The organism is Ruegeria sp. MALMAid1280 (assembly GCF_049195285.1).
Classification (GTDB): domain Bacteria; phylum Pseudomonadota; class Alphaproteobacteria; order Rhodobacterales; family Rhodobacteraceae; genus Ruegeria.
This window is the reverse complement of the sequence record NZ_JBMIRT010000035.1, coordinates 26,626-42,991: the sequence shown is the minus strand read 5'-3', so window position 1 is coordinate 42,991 and position 16,366 is coordinate 26,626. Positions and strand designations below refer to the sequence as shown.

The 16,366-nt window shown below is 60.9% G+C and carries 12 protein-coding genes; 5 read left to right on the top strand and 7 right to left on the bottom strand.

Annotation, left to right across the window (positions count from 1 at the left end; all coding sequences use genetic code 11):
- Positions 1-3 precede the first annotated feature (3 nt).
- Positions 4-1,236, top strand: a complete 1,233-nt coding sequence (locus ACOQFT_RS02370) for a mandelate racemase/muconate lactonizing enzyme family protein (RefSeq protein ID WP_421596462.1) — start codon at positions 4-6, stop codon at positions 1,234-1,236.
- Positions 1,237-1,346: 110 nt separating this feature from the next.
- Positions 1,347-1,634: an ArsR/SmtB family transcription factor gene (locus tag ACOQFT_RS02365; RefSeq protein WP_421596559.1), complete on the top strand. Its 288-nt coding sequence runs from the start codon at positions 1,347-1,349 to the stop codon at positions 1,632-1,634.
- Here the strand turns inward: ACOQFT_RS02365 and ACOQFT_RS02360 are convergent.
- Positions 1,631-4,627 (bottom strand): ABC transporter transmembrane domain-containing protein, encoded by a 2,997-nt coding sequence (locus tag ACOQFT_RS02360; RefSeq protein ID WP_421596558.1) that lies wholly within the window; start codon positions 4,625-4,627, stop codon positions 1,631-1,633. The two genes, ACOQFT_RS02365 and ACOQFT_RS02360, sit on opposite strands and share 4 nt — an antisense overlap.
- A 244-nt stretch (positions 4,628-4,871) precedes the next feature.
- Between ACOQFT_RS02360 and ACOQFT_RS02355 the strand changes: the two genes are divergently transcribed.
- On the top strand, positions 4,872-5,231 hold the full coding sequence (locus tag ACOQFT_RS02355) for a DUF3307 domain-containing protein (protein ID WP_421596557.1): 360 nt from the start codon (positions 4,872-4,874) through the stop codon (positions 5,229-5,231).
- 34 nt (positions 5,232-5,265) lie between these two features.
- Here ACOQFT_RS02355 and ACOQFT_RS02350 read toward each other — a convergent pair whose 3' ends face one another.
- The 6 genes from ACOQFT_RS02350 to ACOQFT_RS02325 all read right to left on the bottom strand — a co-directional run bounded on the left by ACOQFT_RS02350 (position 5,266) and on the right by ACOQFT_RS02325 (position 12,451).
- Positions 5,266-6,570, bottom strand: coding sequence for an NAD(P)/FAD-dependent oxidoreductase (locus ACOQFT_RS02350; RefSeq protein ID WP_421596461.1), 1,305 nt, complete (start codon positions 6,568-6,570; stop codon positions 5,266-5,268).
- Positions 6,567-7,241: a TetR/AcrR family transcriptional regulator gene (locus ACOQFT_RS02345; RefSeq protein ID WP_421596460.1), complete on the bottom strand. Its 675-nt coding sequence runs from the start codon at positions 7,239-7,241 to the stop codon at positions 6,567-6,569. The genes ACOQFT_RS02350 and ACOQFT_RS02345 overlap by 4 nt, the downstream gene beginning before the upstream one ends.
- On the bottom strand, positions 7,242-8,795 hold the full coding sequence (locus ACOQFT_RS02340; RefSeq protein WP_421596459.1) for a trimethylamine methyltransferase family protein: 1,554 nt from the start codon (positions 8,793-8,795) through the stop codon (positions 7,242-7,244). It lies immediately after the preceding gene.
- A complete protein-coding gene (locus ACOQFT_RS02335) occupies positions 8,795-11,197 on the bottom strand; it encodes a GcvT family protein (RefSeq protein WP_421596458.1) in 2,403 nt (800 codons plus the stop codon). Before ACOQFT_RS02335 ends, ACOQFT_RS02340 begins: the two co-directional genes overlap by 1 nt.
- Positions 11,198-11,308: 111 nt before the next feature.
- A complete protein-coding gene (locus tag ACOQFT_RS02330; protein WP_421596457.1) occupies positions 11,309-11,938 on the bottom strand; it encodes a glutathione S-transferase family protein in 630 nt (209 codons plus the stop codon).
- Positions 11,939-11,953: 15 nt separating this feature from the next.
- Positions 11,954-12,451: a class I SAM-dependent methyltransferase gene (locus ACOQFT_RS02325; protein ID WP_421596456.1), complete on the bottom strand. Its 498-nt coding sequence runs from the start codon at positions 12,449-12,451 to the stop codon at positions 11,954-11,956.
- Between the two features lie 233 nt (positions 12,452-12,684).
- On the opposite strand from ACOQFT_RS02325, the gene ACOQFT_RS02320 reads away from it, so the two are divergent.
- Both ACOQFT_RS02320 and ACOQFT_RS02315 read left to right on the top strand, forming a co-directional pair.
- The gene (locus ACOQFT_RS02320; protein WP_421596455.1) at positions 12,685-14,457 is read left to right on the top strand and encodes a dipeptide ABC transporter ATP-binding protein; all 1,773 of its coding nucleotides are present in this window, start codon (positions 12,685-12,687) and stop codon (positions 14,455-14,457) included.
- Positions 14,450-16,360 (top strand): ABC transporter substrate-binding protein, encoded by a 1,911-nt coding sequence (locus tag ACOQFT_RS02315; protein WP_421596454.1) that lies wholly within the window; start codon positions 14,450-14,452, stop codon positions 16,358-16,360. The genes ACOQFT_RS02320 and ACOQFT_RS02315 overlap by 8 nt, the downstream gene beginning before the upstream one ends.
- Positions 16,361-16,366 lie beyond the last annotated feature (6 nt).

Below are 16,366 nucleotides of genomic sequence, written 5' to 3'. Positions count from 1 at the left end.
CTGATGAAATTGCAGGATCTCGACATCATCGTCACCGCCCCTCCCGCACCGGGTTGGGGTGGGCGGTATTGGATATTGGTGAAACTCACGACCGATACCGGGATCACCGGTTGGGGCGAATGCTATGCGTCCTCGGTCGGCCCCGAGGCGATGCGGCACGTGATCCGTGACGTGTTTGAACGGCACATGCTGGGTGAAAACCCCGAGAATATCGAACTGATGTTCCGCCGCGCCTATTCCAGCGGCTTTACCCAGCGCCCGGACCTGACCGTGATGGGCGCGTTCTCGGGGCTCGAGATCGCCTGCTGGGACATTCTGGGAAAGGATCGCAACCGCCCGGTCTATGCTCTGCTGGGTGGGCTGATGAACGAGCGTATACGCGCCTACACATACCTCTACCCCCTGCCCCAGCACAACCTGACCGATTTCTGGACGTCGCCCGAACAGGCCGGGGAATGCGCGGCCGCGATGGTCCGTCGCGGCTTTACGGCGGTCAAATTCGACCCGGCTGGCCCCTATACCATCCGCGGCGGGCATATGCCCGCGATGTCCGATATCTCGATGTCCGTTGCGTTCTGCAAAGCGATCCGCGAGGCCGTGGGTGACAAGGCCGATCTGCTGTTCGGCACGCATGGTCAGTTCAATACGGCGGGCGCGATCCGCTTGGGGCAGGCGCTGGAGCCGTATTCTCCGCTGTGGTTCGAAGAACCCACCCCGCCCGACATGATCGCAGACATGGCCCGCGTCGCACGCAACGTCCGCATCCCCGTCGCCACAGGGGAACGCATGACCACCAAGGCCGAATTCGGCGCCGTCCTTCGCGCAGGGGCCGCCGAGATTCTGCAACCCGCGCTGGGCCGCGCAGGTGGCATCTGGGAGATGAAGAAGGTCGCGGCCATGGCCGAGGTGTTCAACGCACAGATGGCCCCACATCTTTATGCCGGGCCAATCGAATGGGCGGCCAATATCCATCTGGCCGCGTCGATCCCGAACCTGCTGCTGCTGGAGACTATCGAAACCCCGTTCCACGACGCCCTGATCAAAGGCACCATTCGCGTGGACCAAGGCTTTGTAACCGCCCCAACCGCGCCCGGCCTTGGGATCGAGGTGGACGAAGACCTCGCCCGCGCGCACCCCTACACCGGCGATGGCCTGCACCTGCAAATGCAGGAAGAGCCCTGCGACTATGTCAACGGCAACGCTTTTCAGGGCGGCGCACCTGCAACCGAGGGGTGACAACCAAACCCGGATTGGGGCATATAGATCAAACCCCATAACAAAACAGGCCGCGCGTGACCATCACAGCCGACGACAGCACAAGCGCATCTCCTGAAACTCTCGCGGACATGCAGGAAAACGCCGCGCGGGCGGCGGCTTTTCTCAAGGTGCTGGCGCACGAGGGGCGGCTTATGATCCTGTGCCATCTGGGCGAAGGTGAAAAGTCGGTCAGTGAACTTGAAGACCTGTTGCAAATCCGTCAGGCCGCCGTCAGCCAGATGCTGGCACGGTTGCGACAGGATCGGCTGGTCTCGACCCGCAGGGATGGCAAGACGATCTATTACTCGCTGCAGGACGGCAACACCGCGCAGGTAATCGGGCTGCTCTACGATCTGTTCTGCAAACCGGACAGTTAATTCGAGACATAGCCCGCGATCACCTGCAACAGCTTGAAGGCGGTCGCGGCGTCGTTTTCGACCACGGCCAGGAATTCTTCCTCACCGATGCGCAGACAGGACAGCTCGGTCTCCGCGATCATGCTGAGCGCGCGGGGTTCCTTGCGGATCAGCCCCAGTTCGCCCACCAGTGCCCCCGGACCGACCTTGGTGATCTGCTGATCGGGGCCTTCTATCTGCGGCAGATACAACCCAGCCTCGCCCTCAAGCACCACATAGGCACCATCAGTGGGCTGGTCATCCTTCAGGAACACAACCTCGCCCGCCTGGGCATCATACCAGCGCGCACCAAAGGCCAGCAGGCGCAGCTGTCTGCGGTCGAGACCGGAAAACAGCGGTGTCTGCTCCAACGCGCGCAGTTTGCGCGCCAGATCGGCCGAGGCCGCGCTGTCCTCTTCCACAGTGGCATCCCCTTCATCCGAGACCACCCGACCCTGCCGGATTTCGACAAAAATGTCGAATTTATCCGGGTTTTCGAAATGGTCGTTCAGGTAGATCACGGTCGTATCCGGCAGCAGTTCGCGCAGGTTTTTATAGACCGCGACCTGGGTCGCCATGTCATAACTGGCCAGAGCGTTTTCCAGGATCAGGATATCCGGCTTCTTGATCGTCGCGCGGGTAAAGGCTAACGGTTCGGCGAAAACCGCAGGCAGGTTCTGGCCCCCGATGGCGATGGGGACGTCATAGATCAGCTCGACCACCAGCGGGCGCGCACCATTTTCATCCAGCACATCGACGATCAACTTGCGCGCCTCGTCCGAGCGACCGCCGCCGATCTGGCTGACCTTGCCGAACAGCGCGTTTTCCATGACCGTCAGACCGGGCGCAAACGCATCCTTGTGCAACGGCAGAAAGACATCCTGCAGCCGCTCCAACAGCTTTTCAGAGTGACTGTGGCGCAGTTCCAGAATGCGGCTCTTGAGCTCGCCCGTGAAGGCAGGTCCGATCTGCTCGGCCGAGATCACAAACGGCACCGCCAGAAGGTTCGCCAGCTTTTCGTCATCCAACCCCGACACGCCCTCGTTCCGGGTTTTTTCGACAAGCTCAAGCGCAGCCTCATAGGTTTTGGCCTCCAGACCGAGCTTGCGGAACAACGGGTGATCGGTCCCGTCGTGGCCAAAGATCTGGCGCAGCATCTCGATCACGTCGCGGGTCAGATTGACCAGCGTTTCGTCCAATCCCAACTCGCGCAATTGACCCAGAAACACGGTCTGACGGGCCAGCAGCTCTTGCGTGACCGGAACCCGCGGGGTGGCGAACAGCAGATTTTCCGCGACCGGTAATGCCGAATTATACGTGCACCAGTCAAAAACCAGCGCCTGTTGCCCGAGCCCGGCCTTTTGCACCGCCTGCTGCACCAGAGGGCGCAGCTCGACCAGTTTCTGTGCCAGTTCCGGATGTTCGGCGGCGTCGAAAACCTGATCCGACCCGCGCTGGAACAAAGCGGCCCCCGATCCCATCCCGTCGATCAGATGCAGCCACCAGTCCCGCAACGCCGCGGGGCTGTCCAATCCGGCCAGGGACGGGTCCAGCCAGTCTGCATTGTAGGGGTCGGCGCTGTTGCCCGCGCGCTGTGTCTCGGCAAAGTCTGGATCGTCGCTTTGGGTCGTCAGCGGTCGCTGGCGCATCGGCATCATGACGTTGTCGCCCAACGTGCCCTGAAACATGACCGGACGTGACGAGGCATAACCGATACGCGCGGCCACGACGCTCTGATGCAGGGACGATAAGTTTTCGCCGCCAACCTCAACCCGGCCCGAGCTGGGCAGGATTTCCCGCGTCAGCAGCTCGGCCACGGCGCGCCTGTCTTCCTCGCTTGGGGCGGCGATGCCGATGGTTTGGCCGCCCGCAAAGGTGAGGTTCAGGTCATCCAGCACCTGATTGCCATCCATATCCCGGACCGAGGCCCGATCCAGAACGATATCGCCATTCAAGCGAGGCCGGGCTTCGGGCTCGCCCTCGAACAGCTTTTCATCCGGCATCCCCGGTGGGGCAAAGCGCTCGATCACCACGTCCCAACGCAGCGACATGTCCTGCGTCTGGTTGTAGTAGGTCAGCAGTTCCTTCCAAGGCGAGCTCAGATCTTTATACGCCGCCAGCGCCGCCACCAACGCCCCCAGCGAAACCGAACCCTGCAGCACCAACAGACCGCCGACCAGATAGAACATGAACGGCGTCAGCTGCGAGATGAAGTTGTTGATGAACTTCATAAAGAACTTTTTCTGGTAGATCTCGAACCGGATACCAAACAGCCGCCCCAACTGCTCGGATATCATCGCCCGGCGATAGCGCCATCCGCCATTGGCCCGTAGGGTCGAGGCCCCGGCGGCGTTCTCACCGATCTGCGCCGCCAGAATGCGGACTTCCTGAATGCGTTTCTTGTTCAGCAGGTTGATTTGCCGCTGCAGCTTGGGGATCAGCCAGGCCTGCAACGGGATCAGCGCCACGGCGGCAAGGCCGAACCAGACGCTTTGCAGGAACAGAAAGGACAGGATCGTGATCATCTGACCGGCCTGCAGCACCGGCTGACTGATCGCATCGCCCATCAAACCGCCCATCGGCTCGCTTTCGGCGGTGATCATCGACACCATCTCGCCCTGGCTGACCCGCTCGAAATAGGGCTGGGGGAAGCGGAGGGCGCGGTTGATCAGCTGATACCTAAACCGGCGCAGCATCCGCTCGCTGAGCACCCCTTTCATGGTGTTGATGCGCATCTTCATCAATCCATGAAACAGCACAGCCAGCAAAAACGCCCCGCACAGGATAATCAGGAACGTGGTCTGCGGCAGGTCATAGCCTAGGACATTCACCACCGGGCTGGCCGCACCAATCGCATCGTTGATGATGCGCTTGGGCAGTTCCAGAGTCAGGTACAACAACGGAAACAACGTAGACGTCACGGCCAGCAGGATCAGCTGATCGCGTTTTGAGTATTTCCAAATAAACCGGAAAATCGAACGTTCTATGGAAACCGCCCCTGTTAAGGATCACCTACCCGATCCTGAAGAAAGTGCCGCAAATCAAACACTCCGAATTTACAGCAATCCTGACCGGTGACGCAAACAGTTTCCAGTTTGATCATATATTCGCCGTGTGTGAACAAGTTCATTTGCGCGGCAACGGTTTAGCCCCTAAGATTCGCATCAGGACGATATCGGGAGGACCAATTTGACTGCCAGCATAGGCGCGGTACTATTGATGATCTGCTTGTTGCAGATCAAACATATGTTTGCGGACTATTACCTCCAGACGCCGAAGATGTTGTCCGGCCGTGGTCAGTATTTCCACTGGGGCCGCGCGCAACATGCTGGCGTGCATGTTCTGGGATCGGTTGCCGTCTTTCTGCTGTTCGGGGCACCGTGGTCCTTCATCCTGATCATTGCCGCATTGGAATGGGTCGTACATTTCAATATCGACTTTGCCAAAGCCAGCTATTCGGACAAGAAACAGCTGTCACCCGAGCAGGCCGCCTTTTGGCGTGCAACCGGGCTGGATCAGCTCATGCACAATCTGACCTATGTCGCGATGGTCTGGGCCTGGGTGAGTTTCGCCGCCTGACCGGCACTGCACCCGCAGCGATTTCCCGAACCGGTCAGCCCAATACGGAAAAACTGCTTTCCTCGTTGATCGGGCGTTTGCGGGAATAGAAGCCCACATCGATCATCCGCTTGATATAGGGCAGTTCAAACTGCAGCGGCTGGGCATCGTGATCTGCCCCGCCCTCGCAATAGTCGACCAGGGCCGCCATCATCTTGCCCGCGATCGGCGCGTTCTTGTACTGGTTCCCGCTGGTGCCGCAGGCCATGTAGAACCCCGGCAGGCTGGATTTGTCATAGATCGGAATCCAGTCGGTCGAGGCGTCATACAGATCCACCACCCCACGCGTTTTGGACGGAATGCCTAGGCTGGGCACCCGCTGCGCATAGCGCATGGCTTGCGTCGTCCATTGATCGGTGAAGTCGTGATTGTAGTGCACGTCGTCCTCGCACCACTGATGCGGATCGCATTCCGGGTCTTCTGAGCCGACCAGAATGTGGTTGCCGTGCTCGGGGCGGCAATAGCAGGCGATGTCACTGTCTGACACGATGGTGCCGTTGTTTTCGAAATCGAACCCTTCGGGCGCAGGGACGTGTACCACTTCCTGCCTCAGGGGGCGGGTTTCGATGGTCATATCCGCAAGCACACCCGCCATCTTGTTGATGATCGCTGAGCCCGGCCCGGCCACATTCACCACGACCTTGGCGTGGATTTCCTCACCCGAGGCCAGTTTGACTCCGGCCACGCGCCCGCCTTCGGTCAGGATTTCAACCACCTCGGCGCCGGTGCGCAGCGCGGCCCCATGCCGTTTCGCCGCATCCATCAGGTTTTGCGCCGACAAGGCCGGATCGGTGACATAGCCCGCCTGAGGCCAATACACCCCACCCTGCATCTTGCGCCCGTTCGGCTGGCCAAACTCCGGGTCATCCATGCGGCGCGGCGGCGCGAAACTGTCCAGAGAATAGACCGGCAAGCGTTCGGTGATCTTTTCAACCGACCATTCCTCGAACGGGCAGTCCAGATCGGCGCTGTTCTTCATGTGCTTTTCCAGCATCCCGTTGGCATCGGTTTTCATCACCAGACATCCCGTCTCGCGGAACTGCGCCAGATTGGCATCCGCGGGCAAGCCCAGATATTCGGCCCAGTCGCGCCAATAGTGATAGCCCTCCCACGCAAAAGCGGTGCCGTCGAAGGTCGAATAATGCATCCGAATGATCGCGCAGGACCCGGCGGTCGAGCCATGGCCGACCTGAGAATTGCGGTCCAGCGACAGGGTGTTCCAACCGGCTTTGGCCATTTCGAACGCGATGGCGGCACCGATGACGCCGGTGCCGATGATGATTGCGTCTGGTTGGCTCATTCTTTTGCTCCTTCCCAATAGCGCTTTGAATAGGCGCTGAATTCTTCGACTTCCTCGGGGCGGGGTTCGACTCCGGTGAAAACGTAAAGATAGTGCGGCACCATCTGCAGCCGCGTCTCCATCGGCTCATTCAGTTGCGCCAGATCGTAACCAATCTGCATGTAATACAGCACGCGGGCACGGGTTTCGGCTTCGACCTCGGAATATCCAAAGCGCGCGAACATGGCGTGCAGCGCCTCGAGCCGCCGCGCGTCCGACTGATCCAGCGCACGCCGCACCTTGCCCGACTTGCGCGCCCAGTCCCGCACGGCAAAGTCCAGCGCGGTATCGAATATATCCGTATTCACCACACAGCGATGCACATTGCAGACCGCCGCCGTGATGGTGTCTGCCGGGGCCTCGGCCTGCGCGACCAATCCGGCTGTATTCGTGGCCTGCCAGCGGGCCAGCAGACCATCCAGCAACTCCTGCCGCGACTTGAAGTACCAGTAGAACGAGGACCGCGACACCGCCATCCGCTCGGCCAGGCTCAGAACCTTGATCTGGTCTACTCCGTCCGAGATCAGCACATCCATCGCCACATTCAGCCAGTCGTCACGCGTGACCTTGACGTTGCCGACCAGAGGTTCAGCCTTGGGGTCGTCCCTGTGCAGGATCGGTTTGGTATTCATTCAACTCTCCGGTGGCGCGCCGCCTTCGGCAGTGCGGCGTGTGATGAAGTCCTGCAGGGCCCCCAGCCGGTCAGTGTCAACGGTGGGCGGCCTGAAGTCGTTCAGAATGCCCTTCCAGACCCCGGTCGCGCGGTGATTGGCATCGACCGATCCGCGCTCGGCCCAGGTGCCGAAATTGGCATAGTCATGGACGTGCGGCTGGTAGAACTCGGTACTGTAGCGTTCCATCGTCTGGCTGGTGGCGAAGAAGTGCCCGCCGGGTTCGACTTCGCGCAGGGCGGTGTCAAAGCCGATCTCGGCGGTTCCGGCCTGCGCCCCGGCGCAAAGCTCGGCGACCATGTTCAGCACCTCGGCATCGCAGACCAGCTTTTCGAAAGACACGGTCAGCCCGCCTTCGAGCCAACCGGCCGAGTGGATGATCACCGTCGCCCCTGCCATCAGACAGCCCCAGAGACCGAACTGGTTTTCGTTGGCGGCCTGCACATCGTTGATATTCGACGCTGACCCGGCTGCGGATCGCCAGGGCAGCCCCAGATGCCGCGCCAATTGCCCCGCCGCCAGCGACGCCTGAAAATGCGAGGGGGTTCCAAAGGCAGGCGCCCCCGATTTCATGTCCACATTGCTGGTGAAAGTCCCATAGCACACAGGCGCGCCGGGGTTGGTCAGTTGGGTCAGCGTCAGCGCCGCCAAAGCCTCGGCATGGGACAGGGTGATCGCACCGGCGACAGTGATCGGGGCCATCGCCCCCATCAGGGTGAACGGCGTGATGATCGACATCTGGCCGTGGCGGGCAAAGTCGATCAGCCCTTGCGCCATCGGAATATCCAGCGTGCGCGGGCTGTTGGTGTTGATGATCGTATAGCTGTGCGGATTGGCCCGGAACTCGGCATCCGACAGGCCGCGCGCGGTCGAAAGCATCTCAAAGCAATCCATCACCTGCGGCGTCCCGCGCGAAAAGAAGAACGGGAATTTGTCCGTCAGCTCCATCTGCGCCTGCGTCGTAAAGTAGTGACGCATATGGGTCGGCACGTCTTGCGGTTCGACCTGCGGCGAGATCATCTGGAACACGTCGAAATGATGCGTGAGCTTCAGGAAGTCCAGATAGTCCTGCCCGGTTGCGGGGCGGCGGCCCCGTTCCAGATCGGTGGCGTTTGGCGCCCCTGCCCCCGGCTGGAACACGAGACTGCCGAGTTCCAGCGTGAAGTCGCGATGGCGGGCGCCCGCGCGGCAAGCGATCGACTTGGGGGCCGAAGCAACAGCCGCCTCGACCATATCGCGCCCGATGAAGACCATCTCAGTTCCTTCATCCACACGCGCTCCGCCTGCGGCAAAGATCCGGCGGGCTTCGGGCAGCAGGACCTTGACGCCCAGTTCCTCAAGCGTGCGCAGGGACGTTTCGTGCATATCCGCGATCTGATCGGCCGGGAACACGTCCATCTGTGGGAAGGGATTTCTGAGCTGGCGATAGTTCACGTCGCGCGTGGGTGGAGGCGCGGCCTCGGCCCCGCGCCCACGCCGCCGCCTGCCGCGTTCGGAGGTTTGCGAGATCACCATCAGCCCCTCATCGCCTTGCCCTGCGGATCGTAGGGCGACGGTGCGATCACCCGCGCGGGGCGTTCGACTCCAACCACATGCACGGTCAGTTCGGTGCCCGGTTCCGCCTTGTCCCGGTTGACCAGAGCCATCGCCAGCGATTTGCCGGTGTAATGGCCGTAGCCGCCCGAGGTCACGAAACCCACACGGTCATTGCCCGACCAGATCGGCTCATACCCGCTGGCATCGGCATCCAGCGCGTCCACCTCAAGCGTCACCTGAACCTGCGCGGGGCCGTTGCCGTCACGTTCGGCCAGGGCGGCTTCTTTACCGACAAAGTCCTTATCCCAGTCAATCCAACGGTCCATCCCGGTCATTCCCGGCGTGTAAAGCTGTGTGAACTCCGCCGACCAGATGCCAAAGCTCTTTTCCAACCGGGTCGAAAGCATCGCGTTGAAACCACATTCGCGGATACCCTCATCCGCCCCCGCTTCCAACAGCATCCGGCGCAGTTTGATGTGGTCGCCATAGCGGCAATTGATCTCATAGCCCTTTTCGCCGGTCACCGACATGCGGGCAACGCGGGCGCGGACCAGCCCGATATCGAAATCGCCACAGCCCATGAACCCGAGACCCGAGATATCCTGTTCCGCCAGTTTCTCGACCACCCCCTGCGATTTCGGACCGACCACGGCAAAGCCGCAATATTCTTCACCCAAGTCACGGATATCGACACCGTCGATCATGTGGTCATCGAACCAGCGCATATGCCAGGCGCGCAGGTAATAGCTGCCCATGATCCACCATTTGCCGTCGCCCCAGTTGAGCACGGTCAGGTCGCCCTTGAGCCGCCCATTCTCGCCCAACATCGGGGCCAGCTTGGCGCGACCAGGTGCGGGCAGTTTCGAGGCCATGACCTTGTCCAGCCACGCTTGCGCATTCGGACCGCTAACCTCGAACCGTGAAAAGCCCGAGATATCCAGCAGGCCCGCGCCTTCGCGGATGACCTTGCATTCCTCGGCCACGATATCGAACGCGTTTGAACGTTTGAGTGTCGGCGTTTCCTCGAAATCCTTCGGCGCGAAATACAACGGCACCTCCAAGTCCCAGCTGACGCCCCACTTGCACCCGGCCTCGGTCATCGCGTCATGCGCCGGGGCCATTTTCAGTGGGCGGCCGGCGGGCAGTTGCTCGTTCGGATAGGTCATGACGAAACGCCGGGAGTAAAACTGCCCCGTCGTCTCGCGGATATAGCGCTTGTTCTGGGCGAAATCGCCATAGCGCGCAACATCCATCGGCCACGCGTCGGCCTCGGGCTCACCATGGATCATCCACTCAGCCAGCGTCTTGCCAACGCCACCGCCCTGCAGGAAGCCCGCCATCACAGCGCAGGCCGACCAATAGCCGGGCTTGCCGGGCACCGGACCGACCAGAGGGTTGCCATCGGGCGAGAACGTGAACGCGCCATTCACCCATGTCTTGATGCCGACATTCTGGATCGAGGGGTAGCGTTCAAAGCCCAGCGTCAGTTCGGTCTCGATCCGGTCAAGCTGTTCCTGAAACAGCTCCTCGCCATAGGTCCACGGCGCGCCGTCCATGGCCCAGTGTTCATGGTCGACCTCATAGATGCCAACCAGAACGCCTTTCTGGTCCTGCCGCATATAGGTGAACCCTTCGAGGTCCACGGTCATCGGCATCTCGAAATCGGCCTCGGCCACTTCGGGCACCGTATCAGTGATCAGATAATGGTGCTTCAGCGGTGAGACCGGCAGTTCGATGCCAGCCATCCGGCCCACCTGCTTGGCCCAGAGACCCGCCGCATTGACCACATGCTCACATGTAATGGTGCCCCGGTCGGTCACCACCTGCCAGCCATCTGCAGTCTGGATCAGTTCCTCGACCTTGGTTTCTTCATAGTATTCAGCACCGCGTTTCCTGGCTGCTGTTGCGTAGGCCTGCACCGTGCCGGTCGTGTCGATATAACCCTCGCGATCCGCCCACATTGCGCCCAGCACACCGTCAGTGGACATGATCGGGCAGCGTTTCTGCGCCTCTTCCGGGGACAGCAACTCGCAATCGTCGATGCCGATGGATTGGAAGATGCGATAATTCGCCTGCAACCACTCCCACCGTTCCGGTGTTCCCGCCAAAGTCAGGCCCCCGGTCATGTGCAGACCGATATTCTGACCGGATTCCTTTTCGATCTCGCTGAGCAGGTCGATTGTATAGGCCTGCAAGGACGCCATGTTGGGGTCAGCGTTCAGCGCGTGGATACCGCCGGCCGCGTGCCAGGACGAGCCCGACGCCAGCCGCCGCCGTTCCAGCATGACCACATCGGACCAGCCGAACTTGGCCAGATGATACAGAACCGAGGCTCCGACAACGCCGCCCCCGATGACCACAACGCGATACTGAGATTTCACCTTGCCCTCCGCCGCATGACACGCACAGGACGCTAGACGCACTGTTCATATCTGTCTAGACATTTCTGTACAGTTCAAGCCAAGCACAGCCAGCATCCAGATTTCACCGTTTTAAAGCTGAGCACTGGCCCGTGCGGCGACCGTTTCGAACCACGCCAGCGTGGCCGAGTTTTCCTGTGGAATCCGCCGCTTGATCACGCGGGCGAAGTCGACAAAAACAAAGGCGGTGATATCGGCCAGAGTGAACTCCGGCCCTGCGAGATAGGGGCTTTCGGCCAACCGCGTTTCCAGCAGGTCAAAGAAATGCCCGACCCGCGCCGCACCGCGTTGCGCCAGTTCGGGGATCTGAGCGTGATTCTCGGGGCCGGGAATTGCCCGGTTGGCAAATGCGGGATGGGTGTTGCGCAGTGTCTCGGCAATCGGCAGACCGCCCTGATGTTCAACAATGCTGTTCCACATCAGAACAAGCCCCTTCTCATCCGGGGTGCGCCCCATCAGCGGCGGCGCGGGAAAGCGCGTCTCGAGATAAGCCGCGATGCCAAGGTTCTCGGCCAACACCGTGCCTTCATCGGTGACCAGAACTGGAAGGGTCGCGTTTGGGTTTACCGCCTTGAACGCGTCGCCCAGCTGTTCCCCTTTGGCAATCGAGATGTCGCGGGTTTCGATCTGCAGCCCTTTTTCCGCGATGAACATGCGGGCACGGCGCGGGTTCGGGGCGGTGGAGCAATCGTAAAACAGCATGGGAAACCCTCTGGATCAGTGGCGATAGATGAAGCAACGCCCCTCAACGGCGTCAGGCGGCAAGGGCAGTTCGGTCAGCGTATCGAAATACATCCGGTCGCTGGACACCATCAGCCCGCCCTTGGCCAGCAAGGGCTCGATCAGGGGTGAGACAAAGCGGGCGAAGGCATCGTTCTTTTCCCGGTTATGTCCACCAAGATCAGCGTGGATCAGGCTTGCGGTCGCGCCGAAACGATCCAGCGCAGCTGGCAACGTCTCGCGCACGTCACCCAGAATCACGCGATCTTCGGGGGGTGTCGAATCCGGATGCGAGGCCACCGCGCGTTCGAACACATAGACAGGGCGGTTCTGCACGTATTGCACCATGTGATGATAGGTGCGCCCATTGCCGAGCCCCAGCTCGAACGCCGGCCCTGATAGGTCACGCGTTTCCTCAATGGCGAAATCCAGACAGGCGCGTTGCGACACCATGCGGTCAATGAACAGATCCAGTCGGCTTTGATCGTCGGACACGGGGAAATTTCTCCTTGATACCAGTCGACTTGTCAGATGGGGCCGACTGGACGTTTGATGACAAATCCTCAAGACTTTGTGTAGGCAAATTGGTGTCAGTTTCACAATTCCGCGACATTTCACCCCAAGAACGGGTTTGACTAGCCCGCACCAACCGCGCGAAACTGCGACAAAAAACACGGGGAGTTGATCAAGCGAATGCCGAGCTACGGCCCACCGGGTGGAACACCCGCATGACGGCGTTATTGTCCGTCCGCGATCTGAGCATTGGGTTTGGCACGGGTGAGCCCGTTGTCAAAGGCGTCAATTTCGATGTCGAGGCCGGGCAGACGCTAGCCCTGGTCGGAGAATCCGGATCGGGCAAGACGATCTCTTGCCGGGCGGCGCTGCGGATTTTGCCGCGCACCGCACAGATACGCAGCGGTACGATTATACTCAACGATTCCAAGGGCACCGAGGACCTGATCCGGATCAGCGAAAAGCAGATGCGCGGTATTCGCGGCAACCGGATTTCGATGATCTTTCAGGAGCCGATGCGATCCCTGTCGCCGCTGCACAAGATCGGCAATCAGGTCAGCGAGGTTCTGTGGCTGCACCGTGGCGCCTCCGAGGCGCAGGCCCGCAAAGAGGTGCTGACCCAATTCGAGCGCGTGGGCTTTCCCGACCCTCAGCGCGCCTACGATTCCTACCCGTTCGAGTTGTCCGGCGGTATGCGCCAGCGCGCCATGATTGCAATGGCGATGGTGTCCAAGCCGGAATTGCTGATCGCGGATGAGCCGACCACTGCGCTTGACGTGACGACACAGGCGCAGGTGCTGGGCCTGATCAAAGAGCTTCAGCGCGAGACCGGGATGGCCCTGATACTGGTCACGCACGATCTGGGTGTGGTCGCCAATATGGCCGAGCAGGTCGTCGTCATGCACAAGGGCCGCGTGATGGAGGCCGGCGCCGCCGCGCCCATCCTGACCGCACCCGCGCATCCCTATACGCAGCAGCTGTTCAACGCCGCGCCCGAAATCCCGGACGAGGACTCCGTTGGCATCCCCATGCCCGACGAAGACCTGATCCTGCAGATGAAGGGCGTGTCGAAAACCTACACCATGCGCTCCAGCAAAGGCTGGCAGGGCGATAAGCTGATCCACGCCTGCCGCGGCGTCGACCTGAATCTGGCGCGCGGCAAGACGCTGGCGATCGTCGGCGAAAGCGGGTCGGGCAAAACCACCGCAGCCCGCATCGCGCTGGGCGCAGAACCACCCGACCACGGCGGAGAGGTCTTGTTCCGGACGTCACCGGATACCGACCCGATCACCGTGCACCATATGACCCGCGCCCAGCGCACCGCCTTTCAGCGCAAGGCGCAGATGGTATTTCAAGACCCCTACAGTTCGCTCAGCCCCCGGATGCGCATTCAGGACGCCATGACCGAGCCGCTGGAGATTCACAACATCGGCACAACGTCGGAACAGCGGGACAAGGCGGCCGAGATGTTGCAACGGGTCGGCCTGAACGCCGACATGCTGAAACGTTACCCTCATGCCTTTTCCGGCGGTCAGCGTCAGCGCCTGTCTATCGCCCGCGCCATGATGCTGGACCCGCAGCTGATCGTCTGCGACGAGCCGACCTCGGCGCTGGATGTCTCGGTGCAGGAACAGATCCTGACACTGCTTGAGAATCTGCAGGACAGTCTGAACCTGTCCTATTTCTTCATCTCGCACGACCTTGCCGTCGTGGCGCGCATCGCCGACGAGGTTGCCGTGATGCGCCGGGGGCTGGTGGTTGAACAGGCCCCGCCCGAAACGCTTTTCTACAATCCCCGCCACCCCTACACCAAGGCGCTGATTGCCGCTCAGCCAGAACCTGACATCAACCGCCCCATTGACCTGAAACTGGTTGCTTTGGGCGCAGGTTCGCCAGACAGTTGGGATGACGCCTTCCGATTTACCGACTCCGTGATACCTTCACTGGTAGAGATGGAGCCCGGCCATAAGGTAAGATGCCATGTTTAAGACCACTCGCCCACTGTTTCTGGCTGCCACGCTGACCGCCGCATGGATGCTGCCCGCCACGGCAGACACCCCCACCCCTGTGGAAGGAGAATTCTGGTCCACCGAAGTAAAAGCCGGGCATCTGCCTCCCATTCAGGACCGCCTTCCGGACGAGCCTCTGGTGGTCGATCTGGCCGCCAAGGGGCGCGAATTCGGCACACCCGGCGGCACGTTGCGCACCATGGTGACCCGATCCAAGGACATCCGCCAGATGGTTGTCTATGGCTATGCCCGGTTGGTTGGCTTCAACGAGAATTACGAACTGGTGCCGGATCTGCTGGAAACGTTTGAAAGCGAAGACAATCGCAAGTTCACGCTGCATCTGCGCGAAGGACATAAATGGTCGGACGGGTCACCCTTCACCGCCGAGGATTTCCGCTATTGGTGGGAGGATGTGGCCAATAACGAGCTTCTCAGCCCCTCAGGCCCGCCGGATTTCCTGATCGTCGAGGGCAAGCTGCCCACCGTGTCCTTTCCCGACGAAACCACCGTTGTTTACGAGTGGGAAGACCCGAACCCCGACTTCCTGCAATCGCTGGCGCAGGCGCGACCACCTTTCATCTATCGTCCCGCCGCGTTTCTGAAAGCATACCACGAACAATATGCAGACACCGAAGAGCTTGCTTTTCTAGTCAGCGATGCCCGTGTCAAAAGCTGGGCGGCACTGCATAACAAGCTGGACAACCTTTACAAATACGACAACCACGAGCTGCCGACGCTGCAGCCCTGGCTGAACGCCAGTTCGGGCAAGAAGATCCGGCATAATTTCGTCCGCAACCCCTATTACCACCGCATCGACAGCAACGGCGTGCAGCTGCCCTATATCGACGTGGTCGAGATGGAGATCGTTGCCCCCGGTCTGGTTGCTGCCAAGGCCAATGCCGGTGAAACCGACCTGCAGGGGCGCGGGCTGGCGTTCCGCGATGCCTCCATCCTGAAAAAGGGCGAAGAGGTCGGCAACTACAAGACCCGCCTGTGGAAGACCGGAGTTGCATCGCAGATTGCGATCTATCCGAACCTGAACTTTGCCGATGACGGCTGGCGCGAGGTGCTGCGCGATGTACGCGTGCGTCGCGCTCTGTCGCTGGCCATCGACCGCAAGACGATCAACCAGGCGCTCTATTTCAAACTGGCTCATCCGGGGGCCATGTCGGTTTTGCCCGCGTCCCCGTTCTATAGCGAGGAAAACGCACAGGCCTGGGCGCAGTTTGATATCGAACAGGCCAACGCCCTGCTGGACGAGGCCGGTCTGACCCAGCGCGACAAGAACGGCATCCGCCTGCTGCCCGATGGCCGCCCGATGGAACTGATCATCGAAACAGCCGGTGAGCGGCAAGAGGTCGAGAACGCGTTGCAGATTGTCACCGACACCTGGCGCGAGATCGGTATCGATCTGGTGATGCGCCCGCTGGACCGGGACATCCTGCGCAACCGTGTGTTTGCGGGCAACACCATGGCCTCGGTCTGGTTCGGCTGGGATGATGGCATTCCGCAGACCCATACCTCGCCTGCCTATCTGGCACCAACCGATCAGGTGTTTCTGGCCTGGCCCAAATGGGGTCAGTATTACCAGACCGGCGGCGATGTAGGCGAAGCGCCCGACATGCCCGAGGCAGAACGCCTGATGCAATTGGCCCATGATTGGGAGGTCGCCACCACCGATGACGAACGTAAGGCGGTCTGGACCGAGATGCTGGACATCCACGCCGACCAGCTTTTTGCCATCGGCATCCTGAACGGCGCGCCCCAGCCGATCGTGGTTTCGAACCGTTTGCGCAATGTGCCCGAACAGGCCATGTGGGCGTGGGAGCCTGGCGCGCATTTCGGCATTCACCGGCCGGACGAATTCTTCTTCGCCGACTGAGCAGGA

Coding starts and splice junctions, on each gene's coding strand:
- ACOQFT_RS02370 (WP_421596462.1), top strand. CDS start 4: ATGAAATTGCAGGATCTCGACATCATCGTCACCGCCCCTCCCGCACCG.
- ACOQFT_RS02365 (WP_421596559.1), top strand. CDS start 1,347: ATGCAGGAAAACGCCGCGCGGGCGGCGGCTTTTCTCAAGGTGCTGGCG.
- ACOQFT_RS02355 (WP_421596557.1), top strand. CDS start 4,872: ATGATCTGCTTGTTGCAGATCAAACATATGTTTGCGGACTATTACCTC.
- ACOQFT_RS02350 (WP_421596461.1), bottom strand. CDS start 6,570: ATGAGCCAACCAGACGCAATCATCATCGGCACCGGCGTCATCGGTGCC.
- ACOQFT_RS02345 (WP_421596460.1), bottom strand. CDS start 7,241: ATGAATACCAAACCGATCCTGCACAGGGACGACCCCAAGGCTGAACCT.
- ACOQFT_RS02340 (WP_421596459.1), bottom strand. CDS start 8,795: ATGGTGATCTCGCAAACCTCCGAACGCGGCAGGCGGCGGCGTGGGCGC.
- ACOQFT_RS02330 (WP_421596457.1), bottom strand. CDS start 11,938: ATGCTGTTTTACGATTGCTCCACCGCCCCGAACCCGCGCCGTGCCCGC.
- ACOQFT_RS02320 (WP_421596455.1), top strand. CDS start 12,685: ATGACGGCGTTATTGTCCGTCCGCGATCTGAGCATTGGGTTTGGCACG.
- ACOQFT_RS02315 (WP_421596454.1), top strand. CDS start 14,450: ATGTTTAAGACCACTCGCCCACTGTTTCTGGCTGCCACGCTGACCGCC.